Annotated in this window: 23 protein-coding genes; 6 read left to right on the forward strand and 17 right to left on the reverse strand. The window is 56.1% G+C overall.

The genetic code is table 11. The features are described 5' to 3' along the window. Positions 1–42: 42 nt before the first annotated feature. From ACN0YD_RS12080 to ACN0YD_RS12100, 5 genes are all read right to left on the reverse strand, one after another. Positions 43–1,551, reverse strand: a complete 1,509-nt coding sequence (locus tag ACN0YD_RS12080) for an aldehyde dehydrogenase family protein (protein ID WP_417320103.1) — start codon at positions 1,549–1,551, stop codon at positions 43–45. A 32-nt stretch (positions 1,552–1,583) separates the two neighbouring features. After that, positions 1,584–2,243, reverse strand: coding sequence for a glutathione S-transferase family protein (locus tag ACN0YD_RS12085; protein WP_417320105.1), 660 nt, complete (start codon positions 2,241–2,243; stop codon positions 1,584–1,586). Beyond that, positions 2,240–4,342, reverse strand: coding sequence for a PQQ-dependent dehydrogenase, methanol/ethanol family (locus ACN0YD_RS12090; protein ID WP_417320107.1), 2,103 nt, complete (start codon positions 4,340–4,342; stop codon positions 2,240–2,242). Before ACN0YD_RS12090 ends, ACN0YD_RS12085 begins: the two co-directional genes overlap by 4 nt. 158 nt (positions 4,343–4,500) lie before the next feature. Next, the gene (locus tag ACN0YD_RS12095) at positions 4,501–5,280 is read right to left on the reverse strand and encodes a glutathione S-transferase family protein (protein WP_417320109.1); all 780 of its coding nucleotides are present in this window, start codon (positions 5,278–5,280) and stop codon (positions 4,501–4,503) included. Next, positions 5,280–6,047 (reverse strand): glutathione S-transferase family protein, encoded by a 768-nt coding sequence (locus ACN0YD_RS12100; RefSeq protein WP_417320111.1) that lies wholly within the window; start codon positions 6,045–6,047, stop codon positions 5,280–5,282. The genes ACN0YD_RS12095 and ACN0YD_RS12100 overlap by 1 nt, the downstream gene beginning before the upstream one ends. Before the next feature lie 398 nt (positions 6,048–6,445). Here ACN0YD_RS12100 and ACN0YD_RS12105 point away from each other — a divergent pair, with 398 nt between their 5' ends. Further along, positions 6,446–7,633: a cytochrome P450 gene (locus tag ACN0YD_RS12105; RefSeq protein WP_417320113.1), complete on the forward strand. Its 1,188-nt coding sequence runs from the start codon at positions 6,446–6,448 to the stop codon at positions 7,631–7,633. Between the two features lie 81 nt (positions 7,634–7,714). On the opposite strand, the gene ACN0YD_RS12110 is transcribed toward ACN0YD_RS12105, so the two are convergent. Genes ACN0YD_RS12110 through ACN0YD_RS12120 form a run of 3 tightly spaced genes read right to left on the reverse strand, consistent with a single transcriptional unit; the run spans position 7,715 to position 10,019 of the window. After that, positions 7,715–8,842 carry an amidohydrolase family protein gene (locus ACN0YD_RS12110; RefSeq protein WP_417320114.1) on the reverse strand — a complete coding sequence of 376 codons (1,128 nt, stop codon included), beginning with the start codon at positions 8,840–8,842 and terminating at the stop codon, positions 7,715–7,717. Positions 8,843–8,868: 26 nt separating this feature from the next. Further along, complete coding sequence (locus ACN0YD_RS12115; protein ID WP_417320116.1) at positions 8,869–9,327, reverse strand: nuclear transport factor 2 family protein; 459 nt, start codon at positions 9,325–9,327, stop codon at positions 8,869–8,871. Further along, positions 9,324–10,019, reverse strand: a complete 696-nt coding sequence (locus tag ACN0YD_RS12120) for a nuclear transport factor 2 family protein (RefSeq protein WP_417320118.1) — start codon at positions 10,017–10,019, stop codon at positions 9,324–9,326. The genes ACN0YD_RS12115 and ACN0YD_RS12120 overlap by 4 nt, the downstream gene beginning before the upstream one ends. Positions 10,020–10,121: 102 nt before the next feature. Between ACN0YD_RS12120 and ACN0YD_RS12125 the strand changes: the two genes are divergently transcribed. After that, positions 10,122–11,036, forward strand: coding sequence for an SDR family NAD(P)-dependent oxidoreductase (locus tag ACN0YD_RS12125; RefSeq protein ID WP_417320120.1), 915 nt, complete (start codon positions 10,122–10,124; stop codon positions 11,034–11,036). Between the two features lie 4 nt (positions 11,037–11,040). Here the strand turns inward: ACN0YD_RS12125 and ACN0YD_RS12130 are convergent, their stop codons facing one another. The 6 genes from ACN0YD_RS12130 to ACN0YD_RS12155 all read right to left on the reverse strand — a co-directional run bounded on the left by ACN0YD_RS12130 (position 11,041) and on the right by ACN0YD_RS12155 (position 17,117). Continuing rightward, positions 11,041–11,964 carry an SDR family oxidoreductase gene (locus tag ACN0YD_RS12130; protein WP_417320122.1) on the reverse strand — a complete coding sequence of 308 codons (924 nt, stop codon included), beginning with the start codon at positions 11,962–11,964 and terminating at the stop codon, positions 11,041–11,043. A gap of 1 nt (position 11,965) precedes the next feature. Beyond that, positions 11,966–13,441 (reverse strand): carotenoid oxygenase family protein, encoded by a 1,476-nt coding sequence (locus ACN0YD_RS12135; RefSeq protein ID WP_417320124.1) that lies wholly within the window; start codon positions 13,439–13,441, stop codon positions 11,966–11,968. Between the two features lie 39 nt (positions 13,442–13,480). Then, positions 13,481–14,299, reverse strand: a complete 819-nt coding sequence (locus ACN0YD_RS12140) for a CmcJ/NvfI family oxidoreductase (protein WP_417320126.1) — start codon at positions 14,297–14,299, stop codon at positions 13,481–13,483. A 23-nt stretch (positions 14,300–14,322) separates the two neighbouring features. Beyond that, the gene (locus tag ACN0YD_RS12145) at positions 14,323–15,132 is read right to left on the reverse strand and encodes a CmcJ/NvfI family oxidoreductase (RefSeq protein WP_417320128.1); all 810 of its coding nucleotides are present in this window, start codon (positions 15,130–15,132) and stop codon (positions 14,323–14,325) included. 320 nt (positions 15,133–15,452) lie between these two features. Beyond that, complete coding sequence (locus ACN0YD_RS12150) at positions 15,453–15,929, reverse strand: MarR family winged helix-turn-helix transcriptional regulator (RefSeq protein WP_417320130.1); 477 nt, start codon at positions 15,927–15,929, stop codon at positions 15,453–15,455. Between the two features lie 204 nt (positions 15,930–16,133). After that, complete coding sequence (locus ACN0YD_RS12155; RefSeq protein WP_417320132.1) at positions 16,134–17,117, reverse strand: helix-turn-helix domain-containing protein; 984 nt, start codon at positions 17,115–17,117, stop codon at positions 16,134–16,136. 323 nt (positions 17,118–17,440) lie between these two features. On the opposite strand from ACN0YD_RS12155, the gene ACN0YD_RS12160 reads away from it, so the two are divergent. Further along, entirely contained in the window at positions 17,441–19,009 is a 1,569-nt protein-coding gene (locus tag ACN0YD_RS12160; RefSeq protein ID WP_417320134.1) for an AMP-binding protein, read from the forward strand. Positions 19,010–19,075: 66 nt separating this feature from the next. Here the strand turns inward: ACN0YD_RS12160 and ACN0YD_RS12165 are convergent, their stop codons facing one another. Further along, entirely contained in the window at positions 19,076–20,092 is a 1,017-nt protein-coding gene (locus ACN0YD_RS12165) for a zinc-dependent alcohol dehydrogenase family protein (RefSeq protein ID WP_417320136.1), read from the reverse strand. 145 nt (positions 20,093–20,237) lie between these two features. On the opposite strand from ACN0YD_RS12165, the gene bluB reads away from it, so the two are divergent. Continuing rightward, positions 20,238–20,876, forward strand: coding sequence for a 5,6-dimethylbenzimidazole synthase (bluB, locus tag ACN0YD_RS12170; protein ID WP_417320137.1), 639 nt, complete (start codon positions 20,238–20,240; stop codon positions 20,874–20,876). A gap of 3 nt (positions 20,877–20,879) precedes the next feature. Here bluB and ACN0YD_RS12175 read toward each other — a convergent pair whose 3' ends face one another. Together ACN0YD_RS12175 and ACN0YD_RS12180 are read right to left on the reverse strand one after the other, a co-directional pair. Continuing rightward, positions 20,880–21,665, reverse strand: coding sequence for an ABC transporter ATP-binding protein (locus ACN0YD_RS12175; RefSeq protein WP_417320139.1), 786 nt, complete (start codon positions 21,663–21,665; stop codon positions 20,880–20,882). Then, positions 21,662–22,660 carry a FecCD family ABC transporter permease gene (locus ACN0YD_RS12180; RefSeq protein WP_417320141.1) on the reverse strand — a complete coding sequence of 333 codons (999 nt, stop codon included), beginning with the start codon at positions 22,658–22,660 and terminating at the stop codon, positions 21,662–21,664. Before ACN0YD_RS12180 ends, ACN0YD_RS12175 begins: the two co-directional genes overlap by 4 nt. 290 nt (positions 22,661–22,950) lie before the next feature. Here ACN0YD_RS12180 and ACN0YD_RS12185 point away from each other — a divergent pair, with 290 nt between their 5' ends. Next, the gene (locus tag ACN0YD_RS12185; protein WP_417320143.1) at positions 22,951–25,089 is read left to right on the forward strand and encodes a TonB-dependent siderophore receptor; all 2,139 of its coding nucleotides are present in this window, start codon (positions 22,951–22,953) and stop codon (positions 25,087–25,089) included. A gap of 25 nt (positions 25,090–25,114) precedes the next feature. Beyond that, positions 25,115–25,714: a hypothetical protein gene (locus ACN0YD_RS12190; RefSeq protein WP_417320144.1), complete on the forward strand. Its 600-nt coding sequence runs from the start codon at positions 25,115–25,117 to the stop codon at positions 25,712–25,714. Positions 25,715–25,719 lie beyond the last annotated feature (5 nt).

Raw genomic sequence — 25,719 nt, forward strand, 5'->3', positions numbered from 1 at the left:
CTGATAAAAAGCCCCTCCCCGAAGGGAGGGGCCAAAAGACTGTTAAAGCTGAATGATAACGCTCTTCAGTTCGGTATAGGCTTCAACGCCCTGACGGGCCTGCTCACGACCCAGACCGGACTCTTTGTAGCCGCCGAACGGCAGAGCCGGATCAATCACGGCGTGACAGTTGCCCCATACGGTACCGGCCTTGATCTTGGCAGCCAGTTTGTGCATGGCGGACAGGTCTTTGGTCCAGATGCCGGCGCCGAGACCATAGCAGGTGTCGTTGGCAGCTTTGGCCACTTCATCCAGATCGTCAAAGCGCTGGGCAACCACGACCGGGCCGAAGATTTCCTCGCGCACCACACTCATGTCCGGTTTTACATCCACCAGCACGGTCGGGTTCACGTAGTAACCGTCAGAAGAGGGAGCATCACCACCCACGGCCACGGAAGCCCCGGCTTTCTTGCCGGCGTCAATGTAACCCATGACGCGCTCAAACTGCTCATCGGAAACCAGTGGCCCCATATGGGCTTCCGGATCCAGTGACGGACGCGGCGCCCAGAAACTGGCGGCACCGGCAACACCCTCGATCACCTTGTCAAAGATGGAGCTGTGAGCGAACAGGCGGGAACCGGCCACACAGACCTGGCCCGAGTTAAAGAAGATGGCGCCGGCAGCACCTGCACCGACGGTTTCCACATCCACATCGGGAAGAACCACAACCGGAGACTTGCCGCCCAGTTCCAGGGTAACCCGCTTCAGGCTGTCGGTGGCGTTCTTGTTGATGATTTTGCCCACTTCGGTAGATCCGGTGAAAGCCACCTTGTCTACGTCCGGATGCTTGACCAGATGATCACCGGAGGTATGACCGTAACCGGTAATGATGTTGATAACTCCCGGCGGGAAACCGGCTTCAGCAACCAGGTCCGCCATACGCAGGGCTGTGACGGAAGTCTGTTCCGCCGGCTTCAGAATAAGCGTACAACCGGCTGCCAGAGCCGGAGCAACCTTCAGAACAGCCATCAGCAGCGGGAAGTTCCAGGGCACGATCTGGGCAGCCACACCAACCGGTTCGCGGCGGACATAGCTGTGGAAAGTACCCGTCGGCGCAGCCATGGGCTCGATCATGTCGCCGCCCAGCTTGGTGGCCCAGCCGGCCATATAATGCATCATGCCTGCAGCGGCAGGAATGTCCACCGCGCCGGCCATGCCTTTCGGCTTGCCGTTGTCGATGGCTTCCAGTTCGGCCAGTTCGTCGGCATTTTCGTTGATCAGGTCGGCCAGCTTGTGCATCATCATTTCGCGGGCGATCGGCGGCAGGCCGGTCCATCGACCATCATCAAAAGCCTGACGGGCGGCAGCAACCGCACGATCCACATCGGCATTGGTTGATTCTGCGATCCGGCTGACTTCCTGACCGCTGGAGGGGTCGACAACGGCGATGGTTTCATCGCCGGTCGGAGACACCCATTCGTTGTTGATAAACAGAGCCGGTTTACGGTCCAGCGCCTTCTGGGCTTTCTCGGAATAGGCGTACTGCTTCAAAATATTGCTCATTTCGTTCATGACATACATCCTGTTTTAAGTTCAGTATTCGTTCAAACCAGCAGCTTCTTGCCACCTTCAAGTGTCTTTTCATCCTGGGCGCCAAGGTCGGTTGGCGGCGGCACCGCCTTGCCAGTCACGACCGCAGGGCGGGCGCCGACAAGATCGATCCAGCGCTGAAGATGGTCCAGACCGTCAATATTCACACCGGACCAGGCATAGGCATGGGCCCAGCACCAGTTGGCAATGTCGGCAATTGAATAATCACCGGCCAGATATTCATTGTCTTCGAGCCTGGTATTCAGCACCTCCAGCAGACGACGGGTTTCCCGCTGATAACGTTCAATGGCAGCGGGTATCTTCTCCGGAAAATAACGATAAAACACATTGGCCTGACCCATCATCGGGCCAAGACCGCCAATCTGAAACATCAACCACTGGGTCACCAGGCTTTTACCTTTCGGATCCGTCGGCATCAGCTTGCCGGTCTTCTCTGCAAGATACAGCATAATGGCGCCGGATTCAAAAACTGTGAACCCGTCATCATCAATCGCCGGAATTCGCCCGTTGGGATTGATTTTCAGATACCAGGGCTCCTTCTGTTCCCCCTTGCTCAGCATGATCTGGTGAACTTCGTAGGGAAGCCCCATTTCCTCGAGGGTAATGGACGCCTTCCAGCCGTTGGGGGTTTCAGAAGTGTAAAGTTTAATCATTCTTTTTGCTCCAGTGCTTTGTCTTCATTGGCTCGCATGATCACATAGTGACGAATGCTCTCGGCCTCTTCTTCAGAGATAACCGGCGCAAAGGACACCATGCCGTTTTCCTTGAGGGCGCCCTCAAGAACGACCATTTTCCAGCTTTCTTCGTCAAACAGCAGTCCGCTACGGCGCAGATCGGGGGTGATCGCACCGCCAATCGCGGAATCACCATGACAGACCCCGCAGAAGCGCCCGAAAAGTTTTCCACCCCCGGCGATCACTTCCGCACTCGCCGTCACTGGCGGCGGGTCAAGCGGCAGTTCAGCGAGAGGGGGAATCGGCGGCAGCGTAGCATCACCGTTCAGTTTAAAGACCAGAAGCCGGCTGATATTACGTACCGGTCCGGAAATGTCGGACAGTATGCCCGGCGCAATTGCCCAGACACCACCCCAGCCAGCCAGTACGGCCACATACTGCTCGTCACCGATCGTGTAGGTGATCGGGGCTGCTACAATCCCTGTTTGTGCCGGGAAGGACCACAGCTCCTCGCCAGTATCAGATGCATAGGCGGCAAAAATGCTGGCCGCATTGCCCTGGAATACCAGACCGCCGCCGGTCGCCAGAAGACCGCCGTTCCACGGCCCCGGGAAATCAATGCGCCATCGCTCGCTCTGGGTTACCGGATCCCAGGCAATGAGTGCTCCCTTGGTCGCCGCCCGGGCCGCAGCCCGCACTTCCTTGATGGCCGGCATGGCCGCAGCCGCCATATCGATACCGACATTGAAGCCTATTTCCTCGGGCTCCCAGTCATCAGACGGGAAATAAGGGAATGCGGCAAGCTTGGCCGGAATAAAGACCAGGTTCTGTTCCGGATCATAGGCCATCGGCTGCCAGTTATGCCCGCCGGTTGCGCCAGGTGAACCAACGAACGGCTTACCAGTTTTGTAATAACGAGCTTCAGGCTTTTCGATGGGACGACCGGTTTCCATATCGATACCTTCGGCCCAGTTCACCGGCACATAGTTATTGGCGGAAATCAGCTCACCGGTCGCCCGGTCGATGACATAGAAGAAACCGTTTTTCGGCGCCTGCATCAGCACCTTGCGCTTTTTCCCGTCAATTTCCATATCCGCCAGCATGATATGCTGGGTGGCTGTAAAGTCCCAGGTTTCCCCCGGGGTAGTCTGATAGTGCCAGACATATTCGCCGGTCTTCGGGCGCAGGGCCACAACGGAGGACAGATACAGATTGTCGCCACCCTCCGGCGAGCGATAGAGCTGGTTCCAGGGTGAGCCGTTGCCGACACCAATATAGAGAAGATCAAGTTCAGGATCATAAGCCATGGAATCCCAGACGGTGCCGCCACCACCCAGCTTCCACCATTCGCCACTCCATGTTTCCAGCGCCTTTTCCAGATATTCCGGCTGAGGGCCGTTGGCCGGATTGTCCGGCACCGTATAGAAGCGCCACAGCTGTTTGCCGCTTTCGGCATCATAGGCCGTGATATAACCGCGCACGCCCATTTCCGCACCGCTGTTGCCAATCATCACCATACCGTCAATGGCAATGGGGGCCTGGGTAATGGTGTAATTTTTGGACTGGTCTACGGTGACCACACTCCAGTTCACCTTGCCGCTTTCCCGATCAAGGGAGATCAGACGACCGTCAAGGGTGCCGAAAAACAGGCTGTCCCCCCAGGCGGTCATGCCGCGGTTCACCACATCACAACAGCCTTTTACTGCCGTTTCACCGGGCACTTGCGGATCAAACTCCCACAGCATGGCGCCGGTTGCCCCGTCATAGGCCTTCACCTTGGACCAGGCTGTTGTGAAATAGAGTTTTCCGTCTATGACAAGAGGTGTTGCTTCCTGACCGCGGGCCGTATCCATATCCGCATACCAGGCCAGGCCGAGTGAAGCGACATTGGAGCGGTTGATCCTGTCGGCCGGGCTGTACCGCTGCTGACTATAGGTCCTGCCATAGGTCATCCAGCTTGATGTGTTGCCGGCGGCAACGAGCAGGGCCTCGCGGTCTACAGCACCGGAAACCTCTTTTTCACCATCCCCACCGCATCCGGCAAGCAGCAATGCTGCCATCATCAACAGTTTCTTCATTGTCATCCCTTTCATCCTCCCAAAGTCCAGCCCCTAAAATACCCTGCCCGGTGTTTTACGCTTTATCCCTTATTTATCCTCTTTGCGAATTCCCGACCTGGCCATAAGGCACTTCGGGCCTGCAACACAATACATGCTGCAAGCCCCTCGAGTGGTAATTATCCCCAGCGATTGATTTCAGGACCGGGCGCCCAGCTTTTTTCCGGCTCCGCCACTGTGGCGCGGGCCAGGGCCTTCTGCACGGAAGGTCTGCCCTTCACACGCTCGAGCCAGGCCAGTGTCCGCTCTGCATTCTCGAAAGCCGCCGGCACAAGACCGACCATTCCCGCAAGCCAGGCATAGGTTTCCAGATCAGCCATGCTGAAATCACCCATCAACCAGTCACGCCCCTCAAGCTGACCTTCCACTTTTTCCACCGCCGCAGAAACCTTGCTTTCGGAATCAGCGATCTGGTCATCGGAAAAGTTACCTTCCCGAACCTCGCGCCAGCGCTGCTTGAGATCGTCACTGACGATTTTGCCAATCCGGGCTTCAAAGTCGCTGTCATCCAGATCGCCAAGACGGCCTGTCAGATAGGCGCGCACCCCGAGAAAAGCCGCCGCCGGGGCCAGCCTTTCGATAATCTGCCGGCACCAGGTCATCACTTCCCAGCAACCGTAGGAGTCCGCGGGCACCAGGGCAGCCCCCGTACCAACGTCATCGAAATAGCGGGCGATAAAGACGGAGTCCGCAAGCGGCTCGCCATCCACGACCAGAACGGGCCCTTCACCCTCGACGCTCATATTTACCTCGACACTTTGCTCGCACTTGTCGCCATGCCTTTCAGCCAGCGTGAGATCAATATACACCAGGTCGGCATCAAGATTCTTCTCCGAGAGCGCAGCAAGAACCGACAGAGAGGGACCATTGGGTTCACCATGATAGAGTTTCATCGTCATTATGCTGCTCCCCGCTCGAGAATTTCCACACGTTTGACCATATCGGTCTTGCCCATTCCCCAGATAAATCTGGTAGCCGGACGCTCATAGATTTTCCTGAGCCATTCCATGATATGCGGTGTACGCTGGTCATTGGCCAGGTCAGGCTGGGACAATGGCAGGGCATATCCCAGGTTAAAGCCGTTGACATCGGCGAGACTATAGCTGTTACTGCCCAGCCACCCGCCTTTGGCGAGCTCGGCTTCAAGCATGTCGATCCCAACGCCAACACGGCGCTGTGATTCGGCAATTTCCGCATCACTGAAGCTACCATAAATGGCCTTGCGCCAGGCGACCCGGCGTTCCGGCATGGGAATACGGTCAATGGCGGCTTCAAGCTCGGCCGGGTCCTTGCTGCGCACAGCCGGACCGACAAAAACGCTCCAGCCAATCATGCTGAAAGACGGGGCAAGCCACTGGTCCATGAATTTCATCCACCAGCGCACCCGAAGCCGCTCGTAAGCATCGGCGGGCATCAGGGCCGGGCCATCAAAGGCTTCATCCACATATTCCATGATGGCCGTGGATTCGGTCAGAACCCGATCCCCGTGCAACATGGCAGGAATGGTTCCCTGGGGATTGATCTCCAGATATTCCGGCTTGTGCTGATCAAAGTTCAGAAGATCGAGGTAATGGCTTTTGAACTCGACTCCCTTTTCCGCCAGAGCAAGCATCGGCTTGCCCGAATTTGCATTCGGTTCCCAGTGGAACAGTGTGACATCGGTCATATTTTTTCCGCCTCCCATTGCGGTTCTGGTTTTGCCGGCCTCCGTGCGGCCAATTGATACATTGATATCAAACGATTTTTCTTGCCGCAGCAAAGAGGGCGATTGAGAGACAGGGAGGCCTGCACCCGGCTTTTCATCTTACCGGAAGCATCTTGTTCCCTGAGTATTTATCGCCCTTCCCCGCTATTGACCGGTCGGTCTGATACATGTATTTTAATTTGTGTTACATACAGTTTTTTATACTAACGTGTCAAGCGAATTAGCTTAAAAAAAGTCAGCATCACAAAGTATTGAAAAGCGGCTTAAACCGGGCCTATTCGAATAAATATAGGGACATTTACGGGGAACAAAAAAAGGCAAAAAAGCCGTCATTCCCCGACAATTACAGGAGGATTTTCATGCGAATCGAGACACCCCCACACGTCAACCCGGAGCAGGTTGTTGATTTTGATTTCTACCACCCCTGCGAAGCGGGCGGAGATCCCTTCCTCGCCTGGAAAACACTGCAAGACGGCCCGGAAATGGTCTGGACACCCCATAACGGCGGCCACTGGATCGCCACCCGGGGCGAGCAGATCAAGGAACTGCTTACGGACTGGAACCAGTTCTCCTCCTCTTGCGCCTTTATCCCCCCATCTCCGGACCGCCCGCGCGGGCTTCCGCTGGAATATGACCCACCGGAACATACACCGCTCAAACGGATGCTGGCGCCTGCTTTTCTGCCAAAGGCGATCAGGCACTGGTCAGAGGAGGCCAGAAACCTGGCTGTCGAACTTATTGAAGGCTTCAGGGACCGGGGAAAATGCGAATTCATTGAGGAGTTTGCCCAGCAACTCCCGATCATCATCTTCCTCAGAATCCTCGACCTTCCCGAAGAGGACCGCAAACCGCTGCTTGATTCGGTCAACACCAATCTTAGGCCAGCCAGCGAGGAAGCGCGCGCCAAAAGCCGCGCCTTCATGAACGACTATATCGACAGGTTGATTAAAGACCGCCGGGAAAACCCGCGAGAGGAGATTCTCAGCGCGGCCCTCATGACTGAAATTGACGGCAAGCTTCTTGACGATGACATGGCCCGTGGCCTGACCAGCGGCCTGCTGGGCGGCGGCCTTGATACAGTGGCCTCCTCCATGGGCTGGATGGCTATGTTCCTTGCCCAAAACCCCGGACATCGCCGGCAGCTTATTGACGACCCCTTACTCATTCCCAATGCCGTGCAGGAGATGCTGCGGCGTTTTTCCATTCCCAATATCGCCCGGGTCGTTCGCGAAGATATGGAGTATCATGGCGCCAGCCTGAAAGCGGGAGAGCAGGTGCTCATGTCCGGTTGCCTGCACGCCATGGACCCGGAGATATTCGCAGACCCGATGACGGTGGACTTTACCCGCAAGAACGCCCCGAGGCACATGAGTTATAGCACCGGCATCCACCGCTGCATAGGCGCCCAGCTGGCCAATCAGGAACTGGGTATTTTCCTTGAAGAATGGCTGGCCCGGATCCCTGATTTCGGCCTGGATCCGGAGGACCCGCCGGAGATGGTGACCGGCATCGCCCACGGCATCAACCGCTTGCCGCTGATCTGGTAATAAAAAACCGCCTGCTCCCGGCACGTAATGGGAAGCAGGCGGGTGAGTTATTGGCTATACAGCCAGAGGAATCATATTTCCTTACAGCCGGAATACCCTTTCGGCATTTTCCTGCATCAGCATTTTTTTATGTTCCGGACTGATATCCAGACAGTCATAGGCGGCTACCTCGTCCCGTGACTGCTGGTATGGATAATCCATGGCATAGAGCACCCGGTCAGGGCCAAGAACATCCATGCAGAATTTGATTGCCGGCTCCCACCCTTCACCGCTGGTGGTGATCCATATATTCTTTTTGAAATAATAACTTATGGGATGCTTTAACGTCACCGCAGGCTGCCCGCCCCGCATGCCCGGCACCCCGTCCGCATTGGACTGCATCCAGTCAAAGCGATAGAGGTGCAGCGGCATACATTCCCCCATATGCCCGATCACCAGCCGCAGGTTCGGATATTTGTCAAAAGCCCCGGACAGGATCAGGCCCATGGTATGAATCCACACATCATGGGGAAAACCACCCAGCGCCCCGATCATGCCCCGGTCTTTGTATGGTTTAGTATACCAGGGCGATGTGGGATGGATGTAGAGAGCCGCATCATTTGCCTCCAGCGCCGCCAGTATAGGATCAAATTCGGGCTCATCCAGATAGCGGCCTTTCCAGTGGGAATTCAGCACTGCACCATTGAAATTCAACTCTTTCATGGCTCGCTCGATTTCCGCCACAGCACCGTCAACATCCTGGGGCTGGAAAGCAGCAAGCGCCGAAAAACGGTCGGGATATCTGGCACAGGCCTCGGCGGCAATATCATTGGCCTTGCGGGCGAGCCTGGTACCTTCTTCCGGCTCCAGAACCTGCACACCGGGAGAGGTCAGTAATAGAAGCTGGCGGTCAATCCCGAATTCATCCATATGGGCGATACGCCTCTCCCCCAGGTCGAAAAGCAGGTCCTGCAGGTCGGGCATATTGGCAAACATACTGGCCATGGCGAGCGCACCGTCGTCCGAAGCCCGTCCGCTTTTAAACAGGCTGACCTGGGCTTCGACAAGTTCCGGGAAACTCCAGGCTTCCTCGGTGGCGATGCGCTTGTAGGGAGCATTCCTGTCGATCTCCCCTTTTGCCGGGGCAAGCCCGATACGGCGCCTTACGCCGCGTTCGGGGAGATATCCACGAAGCCCAAACTCACTGCCATCTGGTAACAGGTCGGACATTTTCCGCTCCTTCTCTGCCTGCGCTCTCAGAACATGCCGTTATCATTGGCAGAGCTCTCCGGCACCGGCTGCAGCACATCCCAGTGTTCGGCAATTTTGCAGTCCTCTACCCGAAAGATATCCACCACCGCAAAGCCACGCTCCTCAGGTTTCGGCTGGGCATGCATATGCACGGCAACCAGGTCTCCCTCTGCAATGATGCGTTTCACATGGTAGCGGAATTCAGGCTGGGTCCCGAGCCAGCCGCTGAGCGCATCAATGGCGGCCTGACGTCCGTCAGGGGCGACCGGGTTATGCTGGATATAGTCTTCCCGCACCCAGGCCTCGAAGGCCTCTTTCACCTTGAGCTGGTCATAAAACAGCTTGCCGAAGGCTTCCACCACCTGGCGCGGCGTCTTGTCGCAAGAGGCCTTGTCTTCGGCGAAAACAGGCGAAGCGACAACCGCAAGAAGTGAAAGGACCATGGCAAGCCGTTTCATCATCATTCCTCGAACGGTTTATAGGCCTTGCCCATCACCGGGTGAGCGAAATGCATGGGCACGTCATGACGGCTTGGCCAGGTCAGGCGCGGTTCGGGCAGCAGCTCATCAGGGCCGAGCGGATTGCCGGGGAAGACTTCTACAGCCGGCTGCAGATGGGCATCTGTCTTTGACCAACCCTTTTCATATTCTGCCTGCCACTGCACCATGTAATCCAGGCGCTTGATTTTCCACACACCGTTTTCACAGACATAGTCGTTCTCATAGATGCCGGCTTCATAAAACTGTTCGGGCAGACCCTCGGGCTTATAGTCGCGGCTCTCATGCACGCCGCCCATCAGGATGGCGCGGAAGCGGCCCTTGGCGGTCTTGCGATCGGGCGCCACGGTAATGATGTCCTGCATCTGGAAATGATCCAGCAGGAAACCGTCTTCCGGACCCGGCTTGCCATGGGTGAAATAATTCTGGAACCATGTTTTGTAGAGGCGGGCGACCCCCTCTTTACCTTTATAGATTCCGGACAGGAAGATCACTTCCCCGTCATCGGCAAACAGCTGCACCACCTCGTCATACTGGCAGAAGTCAATGTAGTAACCGTAAGAATAATGAAGCTTGCGGATGGCCTGCATATCTTCAAGGCTGCCCACCCGGCTGGCAAGCGCGTCCAGTTCGGCGCGCAGATCAGAATTGTCAGTCATATTGTCCCTTTTCCCTATATTTTTTTGAGTATCTGGATAATATTAATTTGTATGCTACACTAACTAAAAGACAAATCAATATCAATATAGAGAGAAATATTTATGTCCTGGGAAAACAAGACAGCCTTCATCACGGCCGGGGTTTCCGGTATCGGTTTCGGCCTGGCACGAGCGCTGAGCAACGCCGGCATGCGGCTGGCGCTGAGCTATAGAAACGAAGAGCACAAAGAGAGCGCCGCCCGCTGGTTCGAAGAACAAGGCCGCGAACAACCACTGTTTCTGAAACTGGATGTGCAGGACCGGGACAGATTCGCAGAGATCGCCGACGAGGTGGAAAGTCATTTCGGCAAAGTCCATGTGTTGATCAACAATGCAGGGGTCAGTGTTTTCGGCCCTACCGACGAAGCCAGCTATGCCGACTATGACTGGATCATGGGCGTGAATTTCGGCGGCGTGGTCAACGGACTGGTCAGCTTCATCCCCAAGATCAAAGCGCACGGTGAAGGAGGGCATATCGTCAATGTGGCCAGCATGGCCGCCTTTCTGCCCGGCCCACAGGCAGGTATTTATACAGCCAGTAAGTTCGCCGTCCGCGGGCTCACGGACTCCCTGCGTTATAACCTGGCGCCCTATAATATCGGCGTGTCGCTGATGTGTCCGGGCCTGACCCGCACCAATGCCTGGGACAGCGCCCTCAAACGCCCCGACAATTTCAGCGACAGCGGTTTCTCCCCGGCAGACCAGTCAGAGCTTGAACAGTTCGGCACTGCTTTCGAGGCCGGTATGGACCCGCTGGAAGTGGGGGAGAAGACTCTGCGCGGTATGACCGGGAACCACGGCCTGATCCTGACCCATCCGGAATTTGCCCAGGACTTTAAAGAGATTTATGAGAAAAGTATGGCCGCCCTGCCCGACGAGGAAGTACCGGAAGGCCGCCAGCATATCGAAAAACTGCGGCGCGAAGCCATGAAGACCGCCGAAGCAGGAATTATCACCGGCCTCAAAGACCTGACCTGAGTTTTCAGGCTTCGGCGGCAATCTGCCGGAGCCAATCCCCCTTTTCCAAAACGAAGGAGCGGAAATCCCTGGCCGGACGACCCAGCAGATCCTGAACATCATTGGACGTCACTTCAAAATGGCCGTCCCGCAACGCCTTCTCATAGGACACCATGTCATCACTGCACCAGGCATAGCCGTTGATATTGAATTCCTTGAACGGCTCCCGCGGGATGCCCATGGAATCGAACTGGGCATAGAGATCCTCATCGCTGACATCGACAAATTCAATGTCTTTACCCGTCACTTCCGTGATCAGGTCGGCGATCATGGGGAAGGACCATAGATCCGGGCCGGTTATATTGTAGACCTTGTTTTCATGTCCCTCACCGGTCAGAACTTCCACAGCGCAGGCAACACAATCATCCCGGTCTACAAAACTTGTCCGGCCGCCACGGGAACTGGACACCCACCGGCCGCTCTTCAGAGCCTGGGGCGCCGCGGCCTCCACCATCGAATCCATATACATGCCATCGCGCAGCGCCGTCCAGTTCACACCGCTTTCTTTCAGCAGTTCCTCGGTCCCGTAATGGTCCCGGGCAATCAGGGCGGTATTTTCCGCCGTCGCCCCGATATAGGAAGTATAGATGATATGCCGGACACCTGCCGCCCGGGCGGCAGTAATGGCATTGCCATGCTGCTTGATCCTGTATCCGACCTTCAGGCCGCTGATCAGAAGCATCTTGTCGGCGCCTGTTGCCGCTTCTTTCAGGGAGTCCGGATCATCAAAATCGCCATACACCGTCTTGGCGCCAAGCTTGGCAAATTCCTCCAGCTTTTCCGGCTTCCTGGACATGAGGATCAGATTTTCGGGCGCCACTCTTTCCAATAACAACCGTGCCGCTGTCCCGCCAAAATGTCCGGATGCGCCTGTAACAAGTATCTTCATGTCATTTCCTCACTGAACGGTCCAGTTCGCCTTGCGGCACCCACCATCCGTGCACCTGGGGGCGCAAACGATGGGGGATTGTGATCTTTGCCACCGGTCCGGCCGCAACATCACCTGCATTGAAAATCCAGCAGCCCTGGTAAAGGTCGCCCTCACCCTGCATGATATCCACCATGGCCACAAGCCAGCCTTCATGGCCATTCTCATTTGAGGGCACATGGACCGGTTCGTGAATACCGCTCAGTGGCGGAAAGGCATAGGCGTCGATACGCCCGGTCCCGGGTTCGATCCGCATCAGCAGGTTAAATTCGGCCCCGACGACACCCCCCATCAGCGGCGGCCCCTGAAGTTCGGGGTTTACCGTCAGATACCAGCCCTTGGAATAGGGCCGTCCCTGGTCCTCGTTGGCCGTGCGCGGCATGTCGCCCGGCGGGCCGAGCGGCACCTGGACGAGGTTGTCGTCACGGCCCTTCATGTCCATGGTCCAGCGCATCAGGCCGCCGCCCAGTTTCTCGGGCGGAATATTCAGGCCGGACGCCCGCTGGATAAAGGGAAAAGCCACGCTTTCGGTCATATTGTGATCCATATGCACCCGGCCTTCCTCATCCTCGAAGGCATTCATGATATGGAAGGTGGAAACCCCTTTGGGCCCCTTGAACCAACGCATTTCCGATACATCGCCGTCGCGGGGCATGATGCCGACCCAGCTTTCCAGATCCTGGTGATGAACCCAGTGATCGCCCCCCGCCTTGAGCCGGTCAAGATCGGCCGTGGTCGGCAACACCGGGAAGAGGGCATAGTTTTCCGTGATAATGAAATCATGCATCAGGGAACAATAGGGCACATCGAACCATTGTTCTTTCACCAGCGTGCCGTCCCTGTCGGCAATACAATAGGATACCTTGGTGGAAGCAAGGCCATCGGCTTCATAACCGAAGAAGAACATTTCTTTTGTTTCCGGATCGATCCGCACATGCGCGGTCATGGTTTCCGACTTCAGCGCCCCGCCGAAATCATAGGAGCCAACGGTTTCCAGCGTATGCGGATTGATCTCGTAGGGGTGGCCGTCCTCCTTGGTCATCAACAGGCGACCCGCATGCCACACCGGAGTGGTGTTGGCCACGGTCCGGTCCACACCCTTGACGGAGGGATCATCGGTATAGGGATTACGATATTTACCGAACAGGGTTTTGCCCGCAGCCACTTCCGCCTTGTGGCGCGCCGTCTGCACATAGCGGATTTCAAAATCAACCTTGCCGCCGTCCCGGAAATAAAGTCCTGAAACCATGCCGTCACCGGAAATGGCAGATTCGTCCTCGTAAATCGGCGGGAAAGCCGGATCCGGCACCGCCCGGAAAAAAGCGCCCTTCACCTCTGCCGGAATTTCCCCTTCAACGTCCAGGTTTTCAAGACGGTATTCATCGCATACCGGTTCGTTCATTCCGGTAAAATCAGGTGTATCCGGATATTTTCTCATAATTTACTCCGCTATATTCTTTAAATATTTTTCAAAATGTCAGTCCAGCCAGAAGGCGATCGAACGAATTTCAATACTGTCCCGCGCATGGGGAACATCGACTTGAGTATCCCGGAAAGAGGTATGGGGAACCCGCCAGTTTCGCCCCTGTGCGCTGTCATAGAAGCCGAACAGAAGTGCCTCGTCCCGGGTCATGTCCGGGTAGTAGAACCATTCATGGCCGGCGCTATAGGGAAATATGCTGGCTGCAGGCATGTTTTCCTCACCGGGAACCGGCGCAAAAACCTCATCACCTTCAGGAAGCTCCTCCACCCTGATCATGACATTGTTCTCCCCTTCGTCATCCGCCACAGAATAACCGGCGCAGACGGCCAGGGGCCAGTCCTGGGGCGGCGGAGAGACCGCACGCCACAGGCTGCTGATATAAAAACGCGACCAGGACGGCACCGACCGACCGGCCATCTCCAGCACTCTCTCGATGGCAGGTTCCGCCCGGTTCGGAGCAATATCCACATGAACGTCAGCTCCCGGCGGCTGAATACTCCCGCCCGGGGAAACATGGCTCATACGCCTGACCCAGCCGAAGGTAACCACCATATCCGCCCCGGTGGCCCGGGCAACAAGCGCCTCGGTCTCGGCCGGATAAAGACGGTTGACCTCTTCCTCATCAGAAAAATCCGAAATGGCACTACGGTGATTCAGTAGCTGAAAACCGTGACTTTCCAGGGTTGGCGAAGATGGCAACGCGCGGGCATTGGTCACTGTCACCTCGTGAGGTTCATAAGTGCCTGTATTCATCTCTGCCCCTGGCGCGACAAAACGCCGGTTCACCGGTCCGCCGGGACGCAGGTAGTTCATATGGGCTTTAACCTGTTCCGTCATCATTCATACCAATAGGCGATGGCCCGCATTTCAATACTTGCCCTCGGCGGGGTATCGGGCGGACAGGACGGGTCGTTAAAGGCGGAATGGGGCACCTGCGACGGCCAGCCCTGCTCACTGTCACAGGTACTGAACACCAGAACCTCATCCACATTCATATCCCGGAAATAACACCAGCGATGGGCCGGATTATGCGCCACCACAATACCCTCAAAAGACCACTCCGGTTTCCCCGGTTCGTCAAAGATGGCATCGGCAAACACCAGGTCCGCCCGGGCGACTGTCCGCGCATCACACAGGGCCAGCGGGACATCCTGCGGAGCCGGGGTCAGCGCCCGCCAGACATTGATATGAACAAAGCGCCTGATCTTTTTGCCTTCCGGCGCCGACGCCTGCATCATGTTCCGTGCCGTTTCCGGGCTGATATCCACATGGATAAACCGGGCCGGCCGTGAATTATTAAGCGCACCGGACAGATCGCTTTTCTCGCCAAACCGCAGAACACCGGGGGCATTCACCAGCACCTCGTCTGCACCGGTAATTTCCCCGACCAGATCAGCAATCTCGCGACTGTATTCAGCCTGAATCGCCTGCGGATCAAAAAAATCCCCGACTTTGCTTTTGTGCCCGGCCAGGACAAAGCCTTCCCGGTCAAACCGGGGCGCATCTTCCAGACTGCGGGCATTGATGATTTCTACAGTACGGACGTCCAGCTCCAGAATATCCTGCGACGTATCATTGGCATGATATCTGGGCCGCACCTCCATAGGGGCAATATAATTGATTTCACCATGGACTGTTTCAGCCATTTTCACCGTCCCTTATGTTCTCCACTATATTTTCCTGCGACAGCATCGGCCCTCACCAGCCGTTGTTTGCCACCCCTGTTGCCGGGGCTTCGCCACCATCGCGTTGTTCTACATGATGCCACATTTTGTTTGTGTAACAAATTATTTTTGTTGGTGTAGCATATTATTTTTCAGGAAACCTGTCATAAGGCAGCGTGCCGGCACGATGAAGACATCGCCCGCAATACCAGGGACAAATTGGCAAGGAATCAAGGCAACACCGTGGACAGATAACTGTCCACAGGCCATTAATCATTCAGGATAGTGAAAAATATCGCGAATCAGGACTGATTCGCGATCTTGGCAAGAAAACGGAAAAAAGAGTCCATTTCTTCCTTGGTGAAGAGTTTCTTGAACCTCTGCTCGTGCCCCCTGATCAGTTCCTTGGCCTGGGCCAGAAGGGCCTCACCTTCTTCGGTCAGGCACAATTCGTGACGACGCCGGTCTACTTCGGACCTTTTGCGTTTGACCAGACCGCGGGTGCTGAGCTTGTCGATAATCACCAGCATGGTCGCCCTGTCCATCAACAGCACCGAGGCAAGTTCAGACTGGGAAATGGCGGGATTTTCCTTGATTAGCCACAATGTGGCCCCCTGTCTCTGGGTCAGTCCAATGGGAGCCAGTGTTTCAAGAAAGTCTCTCTGAAGAATGATCTGAGCCCGCTTTAACTGGTAACCGAGCAAATCGTTAAGCCCTTTCAAGCTCACCGGTTTTCCCGACGCCAGCAGTGGCCCTTCCTTGCCTGCACTGTTTTTCATGGTATCCATACTTTCAATCTTCCCACCACGTACACGGGGATTTACCGCAGTTTTAGCGGCTTTCAGAAGTCACGTTGTTGATAAATTACAACAGTTAACGTGTCAACCGTCCTGATTACCGCCGGTTTAAGGGTCAATCCGTCTGAACAACCCTGTGCATAGTCCCCGGCCACCTTCATCTGCCTTATCGTCATCCCGCCCCGGTTAACTACCCAGGGCCTCGTGCGTTTTTTCATTACTGTTCACGGCGGTGTTTCGGAAATCCCGCGGACTCATGCCGTAATGATTGCGAAACACCCGTGCAAAATGCGTTGTGCTGTTAAATCCCCATCCGAAGGCAATCTCCGTAATGGTGTGCCGGCGCCAGATCACACCGGACATCTGCCGCGCGCATTCCTCGACCCTCCGGCGCTGAATATAATTTGAAACCGTCTCACCCTCCTTGGAAAACAGGACATGCAGATAGCGGGTGGAAATAGTGAAAGCGGCCGCTACCTTGCTGACCGACAATTCCGGATCCCGCAGATTCGCCTCGATATAGCGCTTGATCTGAATTCGCCTTGAGCCGGCCACGGATGATTCACTGGCAGAAGCCTGATGTTCAGCATTGCAGGTCGTCGCCAGGACATCCAGAAGGTTTTGCCCCAGCCGTTGCTGCACCTCGGGGGAAAGTTCTTCTTCTGCCTGGCTCCAGATGCTGCACAGCATTGACTTCAGGACATTGCCTGCCCCTCTGTTCCCGGCAATCTTTCTCCCGGCGGAAAGCTCCGGTGCGGGCAGATGTGTTTTCAGCACCTTGGCCGGCATACACAGAATAAGGGTGTTACACGGTTTTTCGAAACTCAGGGAATAGGGAGAGGCGCTGTCGCACATGACCATATCCCCTTCAGCCAGTTGCTCCACATGGCCATGCTGCCGGGACTCCACCTTGCCCTCCAGCTGCAGATGCAGGAAAAAATGATGGTCCCGTGCCCGGGAGACATGCCGGGAGGTACGAATGATCTGGGCCGGCGCCGAACGGGGGTTCGCCAGAGGCAGGTCCCCGAGAGGTATCATGTCCATACTGGCCTGAAACTCGTTAGGCGTCAGCGCCACCGTTTCCAGATCGGTAAAGGTGTCGCATACCGTATCGTTCCAGTATAGCAGCTTGTTGTCCGCCGCAACCAGGTCTGTGGAAAAATGGTACATCACACAGTCTCCCTATATTTCAGTTCTCCCTATGCCCTGCGTCACGGTGTTGGCGGATCAGAGTTCCCGCTTCCCGATCTGCATGCGGCAAATTATTGCAGCTCCGTTTATGTAATCTGTTGTCTCGGACCGCTTTTATTTATAATATGCCGCATAACTAACAATAAGTATAGCCAACTATATCTGAATCTCCCCCGGGACTGTCAAGCATTGTTATGAAAACCGAAATGATATCCATCTTTTATTCCGGCCATTGTTGCTGCTTCCTGAGCGATCCCTTCAGATAACAAATACATGAGAAAAGAAGAGAAGAGTAGAGAGCAATGCGATCAATTGACTATTTTGACAAGGGTGTAGAACTGGCGGGCGACCGCCTTGCCTTCATTGAAGGGGACAAGCAGATGACCTTCCGGGAGCTGCAGGCGGAAACCATAAGGTTTGCCGGCGCCCTTGACGCGGACGGCGCTGCCCACCAATCCACTGTCGCCATCTATGCCCCCAACCACTGGTCCGTACTGGTGACACTTCTGGGATTGTGGCGCTTCGGCGCCAAATGGATTCCGGTCAATGCCAAAAACTCTGTCGACACCAATATCCAGTATCTTTCCTACGTGCGTTGCGAGAGGCTCTTCTATCATTCCAGCATGAGCGCCGAAGTCGAACAGCTTCTGGCCAATGTGCCGAGTATCAAAACCGCCGTCTGCCTCGACCAGGCCAATGGTGATCATCCCTCGCTGGAAGACTTCATGACACGGGGAAACTCCTCCGGCTGGACGGAAGACTGCGATGCCTTCGGCCTGCTGGACGAGATCGTCGGTATCTTTCCCACCGGCGGCACTACAGGCCCCTCCAAAGGTGTCAATGTCACCAATCTGGGCTGGGGCACCATGCTGTCCACCGCCGCAGGATTCTGGGATGTGCCGGATACAAAACCTGTCTGTCTGGTCACCGCGCCCCTCACCCATGCGGCAGGTCCGGTTACCGTCGCCACCCTGTCACTGGGCGCCACCCAGATTATCCTGCCCGGCTTTGATGCGGGCAAGGTGCTGGCTGCCATTCAGGAACATAAAGTCACCCATATCTACCTGCCGCCGACGGCTCTTTACGGCCTGATGGATCATCCCGACCTGAAGAAATACGACCTCAGCTCGCTGAAAGTCTTTCTGTTGGTCGGCTCGCCGGTCGCGCCCGATAAACTGCGCCAGGCCGTTGAGATCTTCGGCCCCTGCATGTGCCAGTGTTACGGGCAGGTGGAATCGCCCATGGTCATGACCTGGCTTGACCCGGCCACGGTAGCGAAAGCCGCCGCCGGTGACCATCCTGAACGGCTGGCGAGCTGCGGCCGGGCCACGCCCCACGTGCGGCTCGGCATCATGGATGACGACGGCAACCTGCTGCCGCCCGGCGAACGGGGCGAGATCGTCTCCCGCGGACCGCTGGTCAGCCACAGCTATTTCGAAAAGCCGGAAGCCACAGAGGAAGTGCGCACCCATGGCTGGCATCACACGGGCGATGTGGGCTACCGGGACGAGGACGGTTTCTTTTTCATCGTCGACCGCAAGAAAGATATGATCATCACTGGCGGCTTCAACGTTTTTTCCGCCGAAGTGGAAGCTACCGTACTGGAACTGCCGCAAATTCTGGAATGCGCCGTGATCGGCACCCCCCATGAAAAATGGGGTGAAGCCGTCACCGCGATCTGCGTGCTCGCCGAGGGAGCCAGCATCACCGGGGAAGAAGTGATTGCCCACTGCAAGGCCCGCATTGGCAGTGTGAAAGCCCCAAAGAAAGTGGAATTCTGGCCGGAGCTTCCGAAAACCCCCGCCAACAAGCTGGACAAAAAAACCATCCGGCAAAAGTTCTGGGGCGATTCCAGTCGCAACGTGGGTTAGTTCCGCCCCCCAAAACAACAAAAAGCCGCCTTTTCAAAGGCGGCTTTTTAATACCTTAAGCCGGGTTCATATCTTGATCACAATCTTGCCGAAATGGCTGGCGGTCATCTGATGCTGGAAGGCCTCCACCGCCTGGTTGAAATCAAAGCTGGCCCCGATCACAGGCTTGATGCCGTTTGTAGCAATGGCCCGGTTCATGCTTTCGAACATATCCCGGTTACCGACAAAAATACCCCTGAGGCTTGCGCCCTTGAACATCAGGCCATGGGGGCTCAGGTCCCCGTCCGGCGCGGCAAGCACACCGATCAGGGCAATCTCGCCGCCGTAACCTACTGACTGATAGGACAGCGGCAGGGTGCCTGCACCGCCGACTTCAACGACCTTGTCTACACCTTTGCCATCCGTCAGCTTCATGACTTCCTGCGCCCAGTCCGGAGTATTCTTGTAATTGATTAGGCCATCCGCGCCCATGGCCTTTGCCCGTTCCAGTTTTTCATCGCTGGAAGAGGTAACGATCACCCGCGCCCCGGCCATACGGGCAAATTCCAGCGCAATCATGGAAACCCCGCCCGTGCCCAGGCAAAGCACCGTATCGCCGGGCCTGATGCCCCGCCCTTCCATCAATGCGTTCCAGGCCGTTACGCCGGCACAGGGCAATGTTGCGGCCTCTTCAAAAGACAGACTGTCCGGAATAGTCACCAGCCCGTCCTCCGGCAGAACCACATATTCCGCCAGCATGCCGTCCAGCGGTGATCCAAGCGCCACCATATCCGCCGGCGAGGACGGCCATCCATTGACCCAGCCCTGGAAAAAGGTCCCGGCAACCCGGTCCCCGGCCTTGAAGCGGGACACACCTTCGCCCACCGCCTCGACTTCACCGGCCCCGTCGGACAAAGGAATCGTATCCCGGTCCAGTGGCCCGGTAAAATATTTGCCAATGATAATCGCCTGGTCCCGGAAGTTCAGGGACGTCGCCCTGATACGCACCAGAACCTCGCCCGGTCCGGCCACCGGTTTTTCAAGTTCAACCTGTTTCAGGCCGTCCAGACTGGTGCTGCCCGCCTCGATTTGATATGCTTTCATATGTCGCTCCCGTTATTTCAAATAGTTTGTTACAAAAACAATTTATCCGTCAAGTCAAACTTAGGCGGATTGTTGTTATGCTCCGATATTGATCTTTGTCGCTTACAGGGTATTCTGAGATACAGGACCATAACAGGGAGCACCCATGAAGACCCCGGTATTCAACAAGGAATTCAGAGACAGGCTGCATGACCTTCTGGTCTGGCGGCGGGATGTGCGCCGGTTCCGGACCGATCCTGTCGATGAAGAGCTGTTGTCGGATTGCCTGCAGATGGCCTGCCGGGGCCCCTCCGTCGGCAATTCCCAGCCCTGGCGGTTCGTACGCGTCACAAGCCCGGACACAAAAGACGAACTGATCCGGGCTTTCGAAGCTGAAAATGAAAAGGCACTTGCAGACTATGAGGGGGAAGACGCCGCCCTCTATGCCAGATTGAAGCTGGCCGGTCTCAGGGAAGCCCCGGTGCAGATCAGCGTCTTTGCCAATGTGGAAACCGCTATCGGCAAGGGGCTGGGCTCACGCACCATGCCGGAGGCAAAAATGTATTCGGTGGTCTCTGCGGTGCAGATCCTGTGGCTGATGCTGAGAAGCTATGACGTGGGTCTCGGCTGGGTCAGCATCCTGCCCCCGGACAGGATGGCGTCGCTTCTCGAAGTGGACAGCTCCTGGGTGTTTATCGGTCATCTATGCATCGGCTACCCGGAAGAACAGACCGATACCCCGGAACTGGTAAAGGAAGGCTGGCAGGATCGTCTGCCCATGGAAAAGTTCCTGCTGGAACGCTAGGCCTCAGAGTTTTTCCCGCGGGACAATAAACTCTTCCCCCTCCGCCTGCCAGCGCATTGCCCGGATGCCATAGGCTTTGGCAAGATTTTCGTCGGTGAGTACTTCCTGCGGCTCCCCCTGTGCCAGGACCCGGCCGTCATGCAGAAGAACCAGGTCGTCACAAAAACGCCGGGCCAGATTAAGGTCGTGCAACACGATCAGAACACCGTGTCCCTGCCCGGCCAGATTTTTCAAAATTCCCATCACCTGTAGCTGATGCGCCGGGTCGAGGGATGCCACCGGCTCGTCCACCAGAAGCAACGGCGCGTCTGTGGCAATGGTCCGGGCCAGCATGACGCAGGCCCGCTCGCCACCGGACAGGGTGGTCACGATCCGGTCCTTCAGATGCAAGCTGTCCGTCATCTCGAGCGCACGGGCCACCGCCTCCCTGTCCCGTTCGGTCACCTTTTGCCACGGGCCAAGATGGGGAATGCGTCCCAGCATCACCACCCTTTCAACTGTAAGAGGCCAATGCACCGGCGCACCCTGGGCGGCATAAGCCATCTCACGCGCCCGTTCTGCAAGCGGCACCTCTTCCAGGGGCCGGCCGGCCAGCCTGATTACACCCCCGTCCCGGTCGGCAAGTCCAAGCACGGTTTTCAGCAAGGTGGATTTGCCGGCGCCATTGGGACCGATCAGCCCGGTCATCCTGCCGGGCCGGACCGATAAGGACACATCCTCGACAATTCTGTTGCCGTCATAGCTGACCGCCACACTCTCCATCTCGAGACCAGGATGCTCAACGTTCATCGCATGACCTCCCGGGTTTTATAAATGATATGCAGGAACAGGGGCGCCCCGATCAGGGAGGTCACGACCCCGAGCTGAAGCTGGTGACTGCCGAAAGGCACCCGGGTGATCATATCCGCAAGCAACAGGAGGATTGCCCCGCCAAGAGCACTTGGCAGCAGAAGTCTGCCCGGGGCATAGCCCACAAATGGACGCAGGAAGTGAGGGATAACAAGCCCGACAAAGCCGACCGTACCACAGACAGCTACAACCGCCCCGACGCTGACGGCAGCTCCCAGAATGATCCTCAGCCGCAGGAATTTCATGTTGATGCCCAATGTCGTGGCGGTCTCCTCGCCAAGACTGGTGGCGTCAAGCCCACGGCCGGTGCCGATCAGAAGAAGCCAGCCAGCCAGCACAAAGGGCAGCGTCAGCACCAGGTCTTCCGATGTGCGATTCTGCAGCGACCCCATCAGCCACATGACCATGTCCTGAAGGGCCAGCGGATTGGGAGCGAAATTCATGACCAGAGCCATGAGTGCCGCCGCCAGCGAACTAAGGCCGATACCGGCTAGAATCAGGGTCATGATGCTGGCGTCCCGGGCGGCCAGATAGAGCAGAATACTTGTTGCGACAAGTCCTCCGGCCATGGCCAGGAGCTGCACCGCCATAAGGAAGATTGAAACCAGTCCAAAGGAAATGGCAATCACCGCGCCGAGACCGGCAGAGGCCGACACCCCGATCACCCCGGGATCGGCCAATGGATTGCGTAACAGCCCCTGCAAGGCGGCCCCGGAAATCCCGAGCGTCGCCCCGGCCAGAATTCCGATCGCCACCCGGGGCAATCTCAATTCCCGAATAATAATGGTGATATTTTCATCACCGGTCCCGAAAAGACCTGAAAAAACCCGGGAAAGGGAAAGATCAACCGGACCGATCATCAAACCGGCAACAGCACAAGAAACAAGCCCCAGAATCAGTAATGGAATCAGCAGAACAGGGGCTCGCTCACTCATATCCTGCGTCCCTGAATCTCATATATTGAAAGGGGCATTTTTCCTCCGGATGCGAATCTCATTGATAAAACACCTTGAAAGTCTTAGCCAATTTGCCCGCCCTGGACAATTGAAAACCGCACTTCAGCAGCCCGCAGACCCGGACAGGACAGAGTTAAACATATTCTTTTATTAACAATTATTATTATTTTTATTGATTGTGAGAATTATTTGCAATAAAGGTGAAGGCATCATCAAACGGTACTTTAAAGAGCCAAGTAAACAACCCATACAGGTTTTAAGAGGAAAAAATGAAAAACAGCAGTTTCAGGGCGGCCACCGGAAAAGCAGCATTACTGCTTTCCACCTCCCTTCTTTTTACGGGAACGCCTTCCATAGCCGAAGAATCTTACACGGCCGACAACAGTGATATCGAAGAAATTACCGTCGAAGGCTATCAGAGCCGCCTGGAAGGCAGTACGGCGACCAAAGGAAATACACCGCTGATTGAGACCCCTCAATCCATCAGCATCATCACCTCTGATCTCCTGGAATTGCAGGGCAGCGAATCCCTGAACCACGCCCTGCGCTATACCTCGGGCATCACCCCGGAATCCCGCGGCGGTGTTGTCTCCCGCTATGACATGTTCACCATTCGCGGTTTTACCACCTTCCGCAACTACCAGGACGGCCTGCAGCTGATGTATAACGGCTGGTATGCCTCCCCTCAGATCGATACCCTGACCGTCGAACGGGTGGAAATCCTCAAGGGCCCGGCTTCCGTTCTTTACGGAAATGCCTCACCGGGCGGGCTGATCAACATCATCAGCAAAACCCCGAAAACGGAAGCTGCCTATGAAGTAGGCGCTCGTGTAGGTACCGACAGCCTGATCGAGGGGGCTCTGGATTTCACCGGCGCCCTGACCAATGACGAAAGCCTGTCCGGCCGGATCATTGCCCTTGGCCGCAAACGGGACGGCCAGGCCATTACCACCAAGGAAGAACGCTACGTCATCGCGCCGTCACTGACGTGGAAACCGGGTGAAGATACCACGATCACTTTGCTTGGCCGATGGCAGAACGATCCGACCTCCGGAGCATACGGCGCGGCACCTGCGCTTGGTTCTGTCTTTGACAACCCGCTCGGCAACCTGGAGCCGGATTTCTATGACGGGGATGAACAGTTTGAGGAGTTCGATCGGGAACAGTTCTTCTTAGGTTATCTGGCCGAGCATAACTTAAATGACAGCTGGACCCTGCGCCAGAACCTGCGTTATGGTGAGACCGATGTGAGCTACAAAAGTGTTTATTCCGGTGGTCTGGCGCCCGACAACCGCACGCTCTACCGCGCCTCCATCTATTCCGAGGAGACGCTCGACAGCTTTGTGGTTGATACACAGGTCCTGGGCCAGTTTACCGCCGGCGCTGTCGAACACAATTTCATCACCGGCCTCGACTATCAGAACCTGGATTCAACGGCCGATGTCGGCTATGGCTCAGCCCCGACGCTGGATATCTTTAATCCGGACAACAATCAGGGCATTGGTCCTGTTCCGCAATATTATGACCTGCATATCACCGGCGACCAGATCGGCATCTATATGCAGGACCAGATAAAAATTGATCGTCTGGTGGTCCTTCTTAGTGGACGTTATGACTGGTTCAACCAAACCAACAATGCGATCAATTTTGGCCAGGAAACCAAACAGGACCATGATCACTTCAGTGGCCGGGCCGGTATTCTCTACCACTTTGACAATGGTTTCGCCCCCTATGTCAGCTATTCCGAATCCTTTGAACCGCTCAGCGGACAGAATTTTGCCGGCGAACCCTTCAAACCCACCACCGGACAACAGATTGAAGTGGGTGTGAAATATCAGTCCCCGGATGACAAGATTTTTGCCGCACTGAGCCTGTTCGACCTGAAAAAACAGAATGTTTCCACTTCAGATCCCGATCATCCCGGTTTCAGCATCCAGACTGGCGAAGTCCAGTCACAAGGCATCGAATTTGAAGCTCGCACATTGTTCGCTGACAGCTTCGAGGTCAATGTGAATTATACCTATCTGGATAATGATTATACCAAGGACAATAGCGACCTGGTGGGTAATACACCGGTCCAGATCGCAGATCACACCGCCAATGTCTGGCTGAGCTATACGCTGCCGGAAGGAAGCCTGGAAGGCCTCCGTCTTGCCGGTGGCGTCCGTTATGTGGGAGAAACCTTTATTGACGCCGCCAACAGCGACAAGGTCCCTTCCTACACCCTGGTGGATGCTTCGCTGCAATATGACCTTGGACAATCGATTTCCTCGCTGGACGGTATTCTCGTCACCCTGAGCGGCACAAATATCTTCGACAAGCGCCATGTCTCCGGATGTTACAACGCCGGCTGGTGCTGGTTCGGGGCCGAGCGATCCATCGAACTTGGCATCAAGGCCAGATGGTAACTGCAATCACACATAAGGGAAAATCATGACTTTCTTATCACCGGTCATGGCAGCCATAGCGACCGCCCTCACAGGGGGCGGTCTTCTGCTTATCTATTCATCCTGGAAACGTAAATCCGGCAACAAGGGATACCTGATGCCAGCAGGCTGGGGCGCGATCCTTGTTTCCGTCTGGCCCTGGGCCCTGGCGGGCGGAACTGCCCGTGGACAGGTCCTGGGACTTGCTGTCCTGACCCTGTTTGCCCTCGCCCTTATTGCCCTGACCACAAACTGGAAGACAGTGCGTAAAGAGCGCCGCCAGACGGCACAAAAAGACCAGAGCGGGACTTCCCCGACAGAGGACGAAGGCAGAAGTTCGAAATGGCGCCAGGTCTTCCGCTTTCTTCTTGCCGGCCCCTTCTCCCTGATTGCTGCAACCGCCTTTGGACTGGCGGTGCTGGCCGTGGGAAAAGGCAATCTGCCGGAAGGCGACGAAGCCATATCCAACTATATTGTATTTCTGGCCTTTGCGGTTCCGGTGCTCTGGTCGTTCCTCATGGTCTGGGCTTTGATGGATCAGCGCCTGAACCGGATACTGGCCGGCCTGCTGGTAATCACGGGCCTTGGCGCCATCGTGATCCATTAGGGCAG

This window comes from Emcibacter sp., from assembly GCF_048269205.1.
In the GTDB taxonomy this organism is placed as follows: domain Bacteria; phylum Pseudomonadota; class Alphaproteobacteria; order Sphingomonadales; family Emcibacteraceae; genus Emcibacter.

Bases quoted from the DNA above. Each gene is read 5' to 3' on its own strand.
- ACN0YD_RS12080 (WP_417320103.1), bottom strand. From the start codon at position 1,551: ATGAACGAAATGAGCAATATTTTGAAGCAGTACGCCTATTCCGAGAAA.
- ACN0YD_RS12085 (WP_417320105.1), bottom strand. From the start codon at position 2,243: ATGATTAAACTTTACACTTCTGAAACCCCCAACGGCTGGAAGGCGTCC.
- ACN0YD_RS12090 (WP_417320107.1), bottom strand. From the start codon at position 4,342: ATGAAGAAACTGTTGATGATGGCAGCATTGCTGCTTGCCGGATGCGGT.
- ACN0YD_RS12095 (WP_417320109.1), bottom strand. From the start codon at position 5,280: ATGACGATGAAACTCTATCATGGTGAACCCAATGGTCCCTCTCTGTCG.
- ACN0YD_RS12100 (WP_417320111.1), bottom strand. From the start codon at position 6,047: ATGACCGATGTCACACTGTTCCACTGGGAACCGAATGCAAATTCGGGC.
- ACN0YD_RS12105 (WP_417320113.1), top strand. From the start codon at position 6,446: ATGCGAATCGAGACACCCCCACACGTCAACCCGGAGCAGGTTGTTGAT.
- ACN0YD_RS12110 (WP_417320114.1), bottom strand. From the start codon at position 8,842: ATGTCCGACCTGTTACCAGATGGCAGTGAGTTTGGGCTTCGTGGATAT.
- ACN0YD_RS12115 (WP_417320116.1), bottom strand. From the start codon at position 9,327: ATGATGATGAAACGGCTTGCCATGGTCCTTTCACTTCTTGCGGTTGTC.
- ACN0YD_RS12120 (WP_417320118.1), bottom strand. From the start codon at position 10,019: ATGACTGACAATTCTGATCTGCGCGCCGAACTGGACGCGCTTGCCAGC.
- ACN0YD_RS12125 (WP_417320120.1), top strand. From the start codon at position 10,122: ATGTCCTGGGAAAACAAGACAGCCTTCATCACGGCCGGGGTTTCCGGT.
- ACN0YD_RS12130 (WP_417320122.1), bottom strand. From the start codon at position 11,964: ATGAAGATACTTGTTACAGGCGCATCCGGACATTTTGGCGGGACAGCG.
- ACN0YD_RS12135 (WP_417320124.1), bottom strand. From the start codon at position 13,441: ATGAGAAAATATCCGGATACACCTGATTTTACCGGAATGAACGAACCG.
- ACN0YD_RS12140 (WP_417320126.1), bottom strand. From the start codon at position 14,299: ATGAACTACCTGCGTCCCGGCGGACCGGTGAACCGGCGTTTTGTCGCG.
- ACN0YD_RS12145 (WP_417320128.1), bottom strand. From the start codon at position 15,132: ATGGCTGAAACAGTCCATGGTGAAATCAATTATATTGCCCCTATGGAG.
- ACN0YD_RS12150 (WP_417320130.1), bottom strand. From the start codon at position 15,929: ATGAAAAACAGTGCAGGCAAGGAAGGGCCACTGCTGGCGTCGGGAAAA.
- ACN0YD_RS12155 (WP_417320132.1), bottom strand. From the start codon at position 17,117: ATGTACCATTTTTCCACAGACCTGGTTGCGGCGGACAACAAGCTGCTA.
- ACN0YD_RS12160 (WP_417320134.1), top strand. From the start codon at position 17,441: ATGCGATCAATTGACTATTTTGACAAGGGTGTAGAACTGGCGGGCGAC.
- ACN0YD_RS12165 (WP_417320136.1), bottom strand. From the start codon at position 20,092: ATGAAAGCATATCAAATCGAGGCGGGCAGCACCAGTCTGGACGGCCTG.
- bluB (WP_417320137.1), top strand. From the start codon at position 20,238: ATGAAGACCCCGGTATTCAACAAGGAATTCAGAGACAGGCTGCATGAC.
- ACN0YD_RS12175 (WP_417320139.1), bottom strand. From the start codon at position 21,665: ATGAACGTTGAGCATCCTGGTCTCGAGATGGAGAGTGTGGCGGTCAGC.
- ACN0YD_RS12180 (WP_417320141.1), bottom strand. From the start codon at position 22,660: ATGAGTGAGCGAGCCCCTGTTCTGCTGATTCCATTACTGATTCTGGGG.
- ACN0YD_RS12185 (WP_417320143.1), top strand. From the start codon at position 22,951: ATGAAAAACAGCAGTTTCAGGGCGGCCACCGGAAAAGCAGCATTACTG.
- ACN0YD_RS12190 (WP_417320144.1), top strand. From the start codon at position 25,115: ATGACTTTCTTATCACCGGTCATGGCAGCCATAGCGACCGCCCTCACA.